We start from the raw sequence: 10,301 nt of genomic DNA, 5'->3' as shown, positions 1-10,301 counted from the left end.
CTTCTGAGCTGGTGTCCCGCTTCTCAGGTATTCCAGTGCCTAAGAACAAGGCGGTCGTTGGTGGCAATGCCTTCTCTCATGAGTCCGGTATCCATCAGGATGGTGTCCTTAAGAATCCACTGACCTATGAAATCATCACACCTGAGCTGGTTGGAATCAAGAGCAATTCACTGCCGCTTGGTAAACTGTCTGGCCGCCATGCCTTTGTCGAAAAACTCAAAGAATTGGCTCTGGACTTTGCAGAATCTGAAATCAATGATCTCTTTGCTAAATTTAAGGTCTTGGCTGATAAGAAAAATGAAGTCACAGACGCTGATATTCGAGCTCTGATTGCCGGAACGACCGTCGAAAATCCTGAAGGCTTCCACTTTGATGATCTGCAGCTGACGACCAATGATGACCATACCATCACAGCAGATGTGCAGCTGGTTAATGGCGATGGTGAGACAATTAACTGTGTGGCAGAAGGCAAGGGAAGCGTTGAAGCCATCTTTAATGCAATTGACCAATTCTTTAACCAGTCTGTTCAGCTTTTGTCTTATAATATCGAAGCGGTAACGGACGGTATTGACTCTCAGGCTCGTGTCTTGGTAGCTGTTGAAAATACGGATACAGATACGATTTTCAACTCTTCTGGGATTGACTTTGATGTTCTTAAGGCCAGCGCCATTGCCTATATCCATGCCAACACCTTTGTGCAAAAGGAAAATGCTGGTGAAATCGGCCATCAGGTATCTTACCGCGATCTGCCTGCAAATAATTAGAAGGAAACGACTATGACAAAAGAAATTGTAGCTCTGGCGGGAGACGGTATCGGCCCAGAAATCATGGAAGCCGGTCTCCAAGTGCTGGCTGCTGTTGCGGACAAGTTCGGTTTTACTTATCATGTTACTGAGAAGGCTTTTGGGGGTGCTGGTATTGATGCGGAAGGTCATCCTCTGCCTCAGTCAACTCTAGAAGCGGCCAAGGAGGCGGATGCTATTCTCCTAGCAGCTATCGGCAGTCCCCAGTATGATAATGCACCGGTTCGTCCGGAGCAAGGCTTGCTCGCTCTACGCAAGGAGCTTGAACTCTATGCCAATATCCGTCCAGTTAAGATTTTCGATGCTCTTAAGCATTTGTCGCCTTTGAAGGCAGAGCGAATTGCTGGTGTGGATTTCGTGGTCGTGCGCGAGCTGACTGGTGGGATTTACTTTGGTGAGCATATTTTGAAGGACAAATCTGCTCGTGATATCAACGACTACAGCTATGAAGAGGTAGAGCGAATTGTCCGTAAGGCCTTTGACATTGCGCGTGGTCGCAGAAAGCGCGTGACCAGTATCGACAAGCAAAATGTACTAGCGACATCCAAACTCTGGCGCAGAGTAGCAGATGAGGTGGCCAAGGATTATCCAGATGTGACCTTGGAGCACCAACTGGTGGACAGCGCTGCGATGCTCATGATTACCAATCCTGTTAAGTTTGATGTCGTAGTAACAGAAAATCTCTTCGGGGATATTCTATCAGACGAGTCCAGTGTCTTGTCAGGGACGCTGGGAGTTATGCCCTCAGCCAGTCATTCGGCAGCTGGACCAAGTCTTTACGAGCCTATCCATGGTTCTGCTCCAGATATTGCAGGGAAAGGCATTTCCAATCCTATCAGTATGATCCTTTCTGTAGCAATGATGCTACGGGATAGTTTTGCAGAGCTTGAGGCTGCAGAGGCGATTGAAGCAGCGGTTGAGATGACTTTGACTCAGGGTATTTTAACCCGAGATATTGGCGGTCAGGCGACAACAACTCAAATGACGGAGTCAATTATTAATAATTTATGAAATGGATATTAACAGGTATTTGCCTACTTTGGAACCTTATCGTTTTCCTGCTTTATGGCTGGGATAAGCGAAAGGCTAAGAAAAATCACTATCGCATTCCAGAGAAAACTTTGCTCTTGTCAGCATTGGCAGCCGGAGGTTTGGGCGCTTTATTAGGCGGTCGACTCTTTCACCACAAGACCAGAAAAAGGTATTTCTGGCTGGCTTGGATTTGCGGAATAATAGTGGAAATCGGAATTTTGTATTACATATGGAGAAGCTAGTATGGCTGGAAAATCGATTTTTGATAAGCTGTGGGAAAGGCATCTGATAACTGGTGAAGAAGGCCAGCCCCAGCTTATGTATGTGGATCAGCATTATATTCATGAAGTAACCAGCCCTCAGGCTTTTCAAGGTCTTCGAGATGCAGGGCGCAAGGTTAGACGGCCGGACTTGACCTTTGGAACCTTTGATCATAATGTTCCTACGGTCAATATCTATGATATTCGGGATGTGATTTCCAAGGCTCAGATTGATAAACTTTCTGAGAATGTCAAGGATTTTGGCATCGAGCATGCGGCTCATGGATCGGAGTTGCAAGGTATTGTTCATATGGTTGGACCCGAAACGGGCAAGACTCAGCCGGGAAAATTTATCGTCTGCGGTGACAGTCACACGGCCACTCACGGAGCTTTTGGAGCTATTGCTTTTGGAATCGGTACTTCAGAGGTAGAGCACGTCTTTGCAACGCAGACCATTTGGCAGGTCAAGCCAAAGAAAATGCTGGTCAAATTTACAGGAGTGCCACCTAAGGGTGTCTATGCCAAGGACTTTATCCTCGCTCTGATTGCCCGATATGGTGTGGCTGCAGGTGTCGGTCATGTGGTCGAGTATGCTGGGGATGCGATTGAGCATCTGACCATGGAAGAGCGCATGACTATCTGCAATATGTCCATAGAGTTTGGCTCCAAGATGGGCATTATGAATCCTGATCAGAAGACCTATGATTACGTTCAAGGAAGGCCGGGTGCTCCCAAGGACTTTGAGGCAGCAGTAGCTGATTGGAAGACTCTAGTCAGTGATCCTGATGCTGTCTATGATAAGGTCATTGAGATTGATGTCTCCGAGCTGGCACCTATGGTGACTTGGGGGACCAATCCTTCTATGGGAGTAGAGTTCGGCGCGGCTTTCCCAGAAATTCGTGATATGAACGACGAGCGGGCCTACAATTACATGGACCTCTCCCCGGGTAAGAAAGCAGAAGATATTGACCTAGGTTATATCTTTATCGGCTCCTGTACCAATGCCAGACTCAGCGATTTGCAGCTGGCTGCTAAGTTTGTCGCTGGCAAGCATATCGCTCCCAATCTGACAGCTATCGTCGTACCAGGCTCTCGTCCGGTCAAGCGGGCTGCTGAAAAGATGGGACTGGATAAAATTTTCATGGATGCGGGCTTTGAGTGGCGCGATCCAGGATGTTCCATGTGCCTGGGAATGAATCCAGACAAGGTACCAGACGGAGTTCACTGTGCCTCTACTAGTAATCGGAACTTTGAGGATCGTCAGGGATTTGGCGCTAAGACCCATCTTTGCAGTCCAGCTATGGCCGCAGCGGCAGCTATTGCCGGGCACTTCGTAGACGTACGCCAGCTACCGGAGGTCCAGTAAGGAAGTTTTATGGAAAAATTTACAATCTACACGGGGACGACGGTTCCTCTAATGAACGATAATATTGATACGGACCAAATTTTACCCAAGCAGTTTCTCAAGTTGATTGATAAAAAAGGTTTTGGCAAGTACCTCATGTACGCATGGCGCTATCTGGACAATCAGTACACCGAAGATCCTGATTTCGTCTTTAATAGACCGGAGTACCGCAAGGCGACTATTCTGATTACAGGGGACAATTTCGGTGCGGGTTCCTCTCGCGAGCACGCTGCCTGGGCCTTGGCTGACTATGGCTTCAAGGTAGTCATTGCCGGTTCTTTCGGGGATATTCACTACAATAACGAGCTTAATAACGGTATGCTGCCTATCGTCCAGCCTCTTGAAGTGCGGCAAGACTTGGCTAATCTGAAGCCAACGGATGAAGTGACGGTGGATTTGGAGCAGCAGAAGATTTTTTCACCGGTGGGAGAATTCTCCTTTGACATTGATGGTGAATGGAAGCACAAGCTCCTCAACGGTCTAGATGACATCGGCATTACGCTGCAGTACGAGGATTTGATTGCAGAATATGAAAAAAATCGTCCATCTTATTGGCAGTAACCTTATTTTTGCTATATTGAGAAAATTCTGAAAAAACCTTGTCTCCGATAAAAATATATGGTAAAATAAATCTTAATTTAATAGAAAAGGAAGAAACTTATGACAAAACACATTCAATGGAACGGACAGCTTTCACAAGAAGGTTATGACATCTTGAAAGGCGACGGCGGCTGTATCGTTTGCCCGACCAAGGTGGGTTACATCATCATGACCAGCGATAAAGCTGGCTTGGAGCGTAAGTTCGAAGCTAAGGCTCGTAACCGTAATAAGCCAGGTGTTGTCCTCTGTGGCAGTATGGATGAGCTCCGTGCTTTAGCTCAGCTGAATCCGGAAATTGAAGCTTTTTATCAAAAGCATTGGGATGAAGATATCCTCTTGGGCTGTATCCTTCCATGGAAGCCAGAAGCTTTTGAAAAGCTCAAAGCCTATGGCGACGGCCGGGAAGAGCTGATGACAGATGTTCGTGGCACTAGCTGTTTTGTTATTAAGTTTGGTAAGGCGGGCGAGCAGCTGGCAGCTAAGCTTTGGGAAGAAGGCAAGATGGTTTATGCTTCTTCAGCCAACCCATCCGGTAAAGGAAACCGCGGAAAGGTCGAAGGAATCGGCGATCGCATTGAAAATGCTGTTGACCTCGTCATTGAAGCAGATGACTATGTAGCCTCTATCCAGCCAGACAAGACCATTGAAACTCGCTATGAGCAAGGTGTTATGGTCTCAATGGTTGACAAGGATGGAAAACTGATTCCAGAACAAGGTGGGCAACGTTCTATCTCACCAGCACCAGTGGTCATCCGCAAAGGCTTGGACATCGACAAAATCATGATGCACCTGTCCGATACCTTTAACTCATGGGATTACCGTCAGGGTGAATATTACTAAGATAAAAAGAAGCTCAGTGTAGGAGTCGCCTCTTTACACTGGGTTTTTTAGTTTGAAACTTTAATTTTAAATTCTTTATCCCAGTTTAAAATTATTTCCAAATAGAACAAAATTCTTGATAGTTGAAATCACAAGTGTTACAATGGAACCATTCGTTTTGGATGATAATGGATTGATTGTTGAGCATTGGGATAATAAGGAAGTCATGCCTAAGGTAGAAGACTTGACGAATCGAGGGAAGTTTTAAATTGAGGACAAACAATGATTGAATACAAAAATGTAGCGCTAGGCTATACAGAAAAGGATGTCTTGAGAGATGTCAACTTACAAATCGAGGATGGTGAATTTATGGTTTTAGTAGGTCCTTCTGGGTCAGGTAAGACAACCATGCTCAAGATGATCAACCGCCTCTTGGAACCTACAGATGGCGATATTTACATGGATGGCAAGCGCATCAAAGACTATGATGAGCGTGAGCTGCGCCTTTCTACAGGCTATGTCTTACAAGCGATTGCCCTCTTTCCAAACCTAACGGTGGCTGAAAATATTGCTCTCATTCCTGAAATGAAAGGATGGAGCAAGGCAGATATTCAGCAGAAGACTGATGAATTGCTGGAGCTAGTAGGCTTGCCTGCTGAAGACTATGCTCAGCGTATGCCGAGTGAGTTGTCTGGTGGTGAGCAGCAGCGGGTGGGGATTGTCCGTTCCATTATCGCCCAACCCAAAATATTGCTGATGGACGAGCCTTTTTCAGCTCTTGATGCTATCTCGCGTAAGCAATTGCAGAGCTTGACCAAGAGTATCCATGACCAGTTTGGGATGACAACAATCTTTGTGACCCATGACACGGATGAGGCTTTGAAATTGGGCAATCGGATTGCTGTTTTGCAGGACGGGGAGATTCGTCAAGTTGCGACACCTGAGGAAATCTTATCTGCACCTGCGACCAGCTTTGTAGCAGATTTGTTTGGAGGTGTTCAACATGGCTAATTTGTTTTCTACTTTTCAGGAGCGCTTTGGCGAATGGTTGGCAGCCTTAGGGCAACATCTCCAGCTGTCTCTTCTGACTTTACTAGTGGCCATATTCCTGACCATTCCGCTTGCTATCTATCTACATAGTCATAAAAAGGCAGCCAATTGGGTGCTGCAAATTGCGGGAATCTTTCAAACCATTCCTTCAATGGCCTTGCTGGGACTCTTTATCCCCCTCATGGGGATTGGTACATTGCCGGCACTGACTGCCCTGGTGATTTACGCTATTTTCCCGATTTTAGAAAATACTGTCACAGCTTTGAATGGGATTGATCCTAGTTTAGAAGAAGCTGGAATCGCCTTTGGGATGACCAAGTGGGAACGACTCAAAAAGTTTAAACTGCCTCTAGCAATGCCCGTCATCGTATCAGGAGTTCGGACGGCAACGGTAATGATTATCGGAACAGCAACTCTAGCAGCTCTTGTCGGAGCTGGTGGATTAGGTTCCTTCATCCTTCTAGGAATTGATCGTCGCAATGCCAGTCTAATCTTGATTGGGGCAATTTCATCTGCTGTTTTGGCCATTCTTTTCAACAGTCTCCTTAAATGGATGGAAAAAGCTAAGCTTCGGACGGTATTTACAGCTTTTGCTGTCTTAATCCTCGGCCTTGGCGCTTCTTACACACCCAGTCTAATTCCCAAGCAGGAGAAGGATCATCTGGTTATTGCTGGGAAATTGGGTCCAGAGCCAGAGATTCTTATGAATATGTATAAACTCCTTATTGAGGAAAATACGGATATGACTGTGACAGTCAAACCTAATTTTGGGAAGACTGACTTCCTTTATCAAGCTCTAAAAAAAGGTGATATTGATATCTATCCTGAGTTTACAGGTACAATTACCGGAACTCTCTTGCAGCCTGCTCCAAAGGTTAGCAATGATGCTGAAGAAGTTTTTGAAGCAGCACGTGATGGAATCAAAAAACAGGATAATCTAGTCTTGCTCAATCACATGGCCTATCAGAATACCTATGCAATTGCAGTTCCAAAGACTATCGCCAAAGAATACAATCTTAAAACCATCTCTGACCTTAAGGCAGTTCAAGACAGGCTCAAGGCAGGGTTTACCTTGGAATTTAACGACCGTGAAGATGGAAACAAGGGTTTGCAATCTCTATATGGCCTTAATCTTAATGTAGCGACCATGGAGCCAGCCCTTCGCTACCAAGCTATTCAGTCGGGTGATATTCAAATCACGGATGCCTATTCGACTGACGCAGAACTTGCGCGTTATGATTTACAAGTTTTAGAAGACGATAAGCACCTTTTCCCTCCTTATCAAGGTGCCCCTCTCATGAAGGCTGAATTGCTCGAAAAACACCCTGAATTGGAAGGTATTCTCAATAAGTTGGCTGGTAAAATTACGGAAAGCCAGATGAGCCAGATGAATTATCAAGTTGGCATTGAGGGCAAAAAAGCGGAAGCTGTTGCGCGTGATTATCTGGCCAAGGAAGGACTTTTAAAAAAATAATAAGTAAAAGAGTTAGACTTGTAAGGTCTAGCTTTTTTACTTACTTGTGGATTGACAGAATACGGATTGGAGGAGATGAGTTGAACTCTTAGTCGGGAAATCTTCATTCATTTTTGGTATAATAAAGTATCAATTCATGGAGGTGTTCCGATGGCATCTAGTCAAGAATATTTGGATTTTATCCTGAAGCAATTGCAGGGCTTAGGCCAAGAAATTAGCTTTCGCAAGATGATGGGAGAGTATTTGCTCTATTATCGGGGTCGCTTATTCGGCGGGATTTATGACAATCGCTTGCTTCTCAAGTCAGTCCAGCCAGCTCTCGATCTTTTGGAAAATCCAGTCTATGAAACTCCTTATCCAGGCGCAAAGCCGATGCTTCGTATAGAAGAAGTAGAAGATGCTGCCTTTCTCTGTAATCTGATTGAAGCAGCCTACCCTGCCTTACCAGCACCTAAAAAGAAAAAATAGTCTTTCCTTTAAAATAGACATTCTAAAAGTTGCTGTTTAAATAGACATTTTTTAAATTTTCCTTTATAATGGACTTAAAGGAGGTTTGGTATGCTTTATATTGCTCTTATTGGAGATTTAATAGAATCCAAACAGCTGAAAAATCGTAAGCAGGCTCAGAAGGACCTGCAGGACATGATGGCAGTGCTAAATCAGGATTATCAGGATTATCTGGTGTCACCTTTCACGGTAACGACTGGAGATGAGTTTCAGGCTTTGCTGCGACCTAATCCAGAAATCATGCAGCTCCTTGATCAGATTGCCTTGGGCTTTCCTCATCCGATTCGCTTTGGGCTTGGTTTGGGGGAGATTGTGACGGACATCAATCGGGAGCAGAGTATTGGTGCCGACGGTCCGGCCTACTGGAGGGCACGCGCAGCCATTGAGGCTATTCACGAGAAGAACGACTACGGCAGCAGCCGTATAGCTGTATCCTTGGGAGATGAAGAGCTCAGTCAGGCAGTCAATACGGTGTTGGCAGCTACTTCATTTATCCAGAGTAAGTGGAATACCAGTCAGAGAGAGGTTCTAGAGCAGATGCTCAAGGAATATATCTATGACGAGAATTTTTCTCATGGGGAAATGGCAGAGCTGCTGCAGATTAGTCCCAGTGCGCTTAGTAAGCGGCTGAAGTCGTCTGGACTGAAGATCTATCTGAGAAATCGTCGTTTAGCTATGAGAATGATTCTACAGGCAGCAAAGGAGGCTGAAGAATGACAAATTTTATGGGATTTTCAGAATTTTTTATGCAGAATCCGATTCTTGTACTGACTTTGCTGGCTCATGTACTAGCTGATTTTCAGCTTCAAAGTCAGAAAATGGCCGACCTCAAAAGCCGGCGGATGAATTTCTTAATTCTCCATTTAGGAATTGTTCTGCTGCCCTTGTTGCTCTTGGGGCTCATCCTACCTAATTATCTGCTATATTTCGCCTTGGTCTGGCTCAGTCATGCGCTTGTTGACTTCTTTAAGTATAAGCTGAATTCATTGATTGTCCGGCATCATGCTCAAAAGTTTGCCTTTATATTGGATCAGCTCTTGCATTTGATTAGCATTTTTGCTCTTTATTTTCTCTTAGGGCAGCAGCAAATTCCAGCTCCTAATTGGCTTTCTGAGCGCTACCTCATGCTGCAGGCTCTCTTTTTCTTCGCCCTGACTGGTAAGCCGATTAATATCCTCTTTAAACTCTTCTTCAGCAAGTACCAGGCAGGGGAAGACAGCGGAGAGACTATTGCGGGGGCTGGTGCCATGATTGGGATTTTGGAGCGCTTGATTATGGGACTTTCCCTTATTTTCGGGCAGTTTACTGCCATTGGGCTAGTTTTTACAGCTAAGTCTATCGCCCGCTATAATAAGATCTCAGAAAGCCAGTCCTTTGCTGAATACTACCTGATTGGCTCGCTTTTCAGTATGATTGCAGTCTTGTTGGTTTACGGCTGTCTGTATTGGTAAAAATAAATAAAAAAACAGATCATCATAGCAAGGATGGTCTGTTTTTGTGTTCTTATCTGTAACTCTACTCAATCATGGTATTGACAGCAGTGCCAGTTTGGTAGTCAATCTCTGCATTTGGAGAGACATTGTCCAAGAAGACATGAGACATTCCGTCTTCATCTATTGTTTCCTTGCCCCCTAGCTGGATGCTGACAACATTTCCTTCTGCGTCAAGCCCGACATACTGGAGCTCAATCTTGCGAGGAAGAAGCTCATTGTCCGTGTAAATCGGAGTAACCTTGTAATCCAGCCAATAATCTGGATTTTCCTCTAACCAGCGCTCCAAGCGATGTTCATAATAGATCATGCTATCTGGGTTATTGTCGTCCAGTCCTTGGAAACTGCCAGAGTTGAGCCAAGCGGTCATCGGAACGAGATTTTTTCCTTCGTTATTGAGGCCGCTGAAAGTGAAGCCAATTAGGTGAGCGCGATTCATGAGCCAAGCCCGATCATCTCCATTTCCATAGTAAAATTTGTAATTGTGCCAACCGATGGGATTGTATGTGACCTTGGTCTCCTTTTTCTTTTTGGCTTTGTGTTGCTCCTGCATTTGAACATGAGCAGCAGTAGCCCGACCGTACTTGTCCTTTTTCCCAAGCTTTAGCTGATACTCCCCATTCAACTCCAGAGTGCCGATAGCTGTTTCATCGCTATGGTTAAGCAGCTGGACCTTAATCTGGTTCTTCTGATTAGCAGCGACATTTTCTGCAGGAAGAGCCTGTGAAAGTAACAACAAAGAGCCGGCTGACAGGACAAGCCAAGTGCCAAACCTAAACTTTTTCATAAAGAACTCCTTTTAAATAATATATCTCCGACATCATTCTACTAAAAAATAGATTGTTTGACAACTAAAACTTT

General features: G+C 45.0%; 12 protein-coding genes and 1 pseudogene. 12 read left to right on the top strand and 1 reads right to left on the bottom strand.

Annotation, left to right across the window (positions count from 1 at the left end):
• The 12 genes and pseudogenes from QZ169_RS03480 to QZ169_RS03425 form a co-directional block, all read left to right on the top strand.
• Positions 1 to 764: alpha-isopropylmalate synthase regulatory domain-containing protein (locus QZ169_RS03480; RefSeq protein ID WP_295504935.1), on the top strand; the 764-nt coding region annotated here is incomplete at its 5' end.
• Positions 765 to 776: 12 nt separating this feature from the next.
• The gene (gene leuB, locus QZ169_RS03475; protein ID WP_295504934.1) at positions 777 to 1,814 is read left to right on the top strand and encodes a 3-isopropylmalate dehydrogenase; all 1,038 of its coding nucleotides are present in this window, start codon (positions 777 to 779) and stop codon (positions 1,812 to 1,814) included.
• Entirely contained in the window at positions 1,811 to 2,077 is a 267-nt protein-coding gene (locus QZ169_RS03470) for a DUF1294 domain-containing protein (protein ID WP_295504932.1), read from the top strand. The genes leuB and QZ169_RS03470 overlap by 4 nt, the downstream gene beginning before the upstream one ends.
• Position 2,078: 1 nt before the next feature.
• Complete coding sequence (gene leuC, locus QZ169_RS03465; RefSeq protein ID WP_295504930.1) at positions 2,079 to 3,461, top strand: 3-isopropylmalate dehydratase large subunit; 1,383 nt, start codon at positions 2,079 to 2,081, stop codon at positions 3,459 to 3,461.
• Positions 3,462 to 3,470: 9 nt separating this feature from the next.
• Positions 3,471 to 4,061 (top strand): 3-isopropylmalate dehydratase small subunit, encoded by a 591-nt coding sequence (gene leuD, locus QZ169_RS03460; protein WP_295504928.1) that lies wholly within the window; start codon positions 3,471 to 3,473, stop codon positions 4,059 to 4,061.
• Positions 4,062 to 4,160: 99 nt separating this feature from the next.
• Entirely contained in the window at positions 4,161 to 4,940 is a 780-nt protein-coding gene (locus QZ169_RS03455) for an L-threonylcarbamoyladenylate synthase (protein WP_049548065.1), read from the top strand.
• 163 nt (positions 4,941 to 5,103) lie between these two features.
• Positions 5,104 to 5,187 (top strand): annotated as a pseudogene (locus QZ169_RS03450) (polyketide cyclase); the annotation flags it as partial.
• Positions 5,188 to 5,201: 14 nt separating this feature from the next.
• Positions 5,202 to 5,930: an ABC transporter ATP-binding protein gene (locus QZ169_RS03445; protein WP_295504926.1), complete on the top strand. Its 729-nt coding sequence runs from the start codon at positions 5,202 to 5,204 to the stop codon at positions 5,928 to 5,930.
• A complete protein-coding gene (locus QZ169_RS03440) occupies positions 5,923 to 7,443 on the top strand; it encodes an ABC transporter permease/substrate-binding protein (RefSeq protein ID WP_295504923.1) in 1,521 nt (506 codons plus the stop codon). Before QZ169_RS03445 ends, QZ169_RS03440 begins: the two co-directional genes overlap by 8 nt.
• A 150-nt stretch (positions 7,444 to 7,593) precedes the next feature.
• Positions 7,594 to 7,911: a TfoX/Sxy family protein gene (locus tag QZ169_RS03435; RefSeq protein ID WP_295504922.1), complete on the top strand. Its 318-nt coding sequence runs from the start codon at positions 7,594 to 7,596 to the stop codon at positions 7,909 to 7,911.
• A 90-nt stretch (positions 7,912 to 8,001) separates the two neighbouring features.
• Positions 8,002 to 8,667, top strand: a complete 666-nt coding sequence (locus tag QZ169_RS03430; RefSeq protein ID WP_295504920.1) for a SatD family protein — start codon at positions 8,002 to 8,004, stop codon at positions 8,665 to 8,667.
• On the top strand, positions 8,664 to 9,401 hold the full coding sequence (locus QZ169_RS03425) for a DUF3307 domain-containing protein (RefSeq protein ID WP_295504918.1): 738 nt from the start codon (positions 8,664 to 8,666) through the stop codon (positions 9,399 to 9,401). Before QZ169_RS03430 ends, QZ169_RS03425 begins: the two co-directional genes overlap by 4 nt.
• Before the next feature lie 64 nt (positions 9,402 to 9,465).
• Here QZ169_RS03425 and QZ169_RS03420 read toward each other — a convergent pair whose 3' ends face one another.
• The gene (locus QZ169_RS03420) at positions 9,466 to 10,227 is read right to left on the bottom strand and encodes a DNA/RNA non-specific endonuclease (RefSeq protein WP_295504916.1); all 762 of its coding nucleotides are present in this window, start codon (positions 10,225 to 10,227) and stop codon (positions 9,466 to 9,468) included.
• Positions 10,228 to 10,301: the final 74 nt, after the last annotated feature.

The sequence above is a fragment of the uncultured Streptococcus sp. genome, from assembly GCF_905372115.1.
GTDB lineage: Bacteria > Bacillota > Bacilli > Lactobacillales > Streptococcaceae > Streptococcus.
Note: the sequence above shows the minus strand (reverse complement) of the source record. Positions and strands in the feature narration are given on the sequence as shown.

Coding starts and splice junctions, on each gene's coding strand:
- leuC (WP_295504930.1), top strand. CDS start 2,079: ATGGCTGGAAAATCGATTTTTGATAAGCTGTGGGAAAGGCATCTGATA.
- QZ169_RS03455 (WP_049548065.1), top strand. CDS start 4,161: ATGACAAAACACATTCAATGGAACGGACAGCTTTCACAAGAAGGTTAT.
- QZ169_RS03435 (WP_295504922.1), top strand. CDS start 7,594: ATGGCATCTAGTCAAGAATATTTGGATTTTATCCTGAAGCAATTGCAG.
- leuD (WP_295504928.1), top strand. CDS start 3,471: ATGGAAAAATTTACAATCTACACGGGGACGACGGTTCCTCTAATGAAC.
- QZ169_RS03420 (WP_295504916.1), bottom strand. CDS start 10,227: ATGAAAAAGTTTAGGTTTGGCACTTGGCTTGTCCTGTCAGCCGGCTCT.
- QZ169_RS03445 (WP_295504926.1), top strand. CDS start 5,202: ATGATTGAATACAAAAATGTAGCGCTAGGCTATACAGAAAAGGATGTC.
- QZ169_RS03440 (WP_295504923.1), top strand. CDS start 5,923: ATGGCTAATTTGTTTTCTACTTTTCAGGAGCGCTTTGGCGAATGGTTG.
- QZ169_RS03430 (WP_295504920.1), top strand. CDS start 8,002: ATGCTTTATATTGCTCTTATTGGAGATTTAATAGAATCCAAACAGCTG.
- QZ169_RS03425 (WP_295504918.1), top strand. CDS start 8,664: ATGACAAATTTTATGGGATTTTCAGAATTTTTTATGCAGAATCCGATT.
- leuB (WP_295504934.1), top strand. CDS start 777: ATGACAAAAGAAATTGTAGCTCTGGCGGGAGACGGTATCGGCCCAGAA.
- QZ169_RS03470 (WP_295504932.1), top strand. CDS start 1,811: ATGAAATGGATATTAACAGGTATTTGCCTACTTTGGAACCTTATCGTT.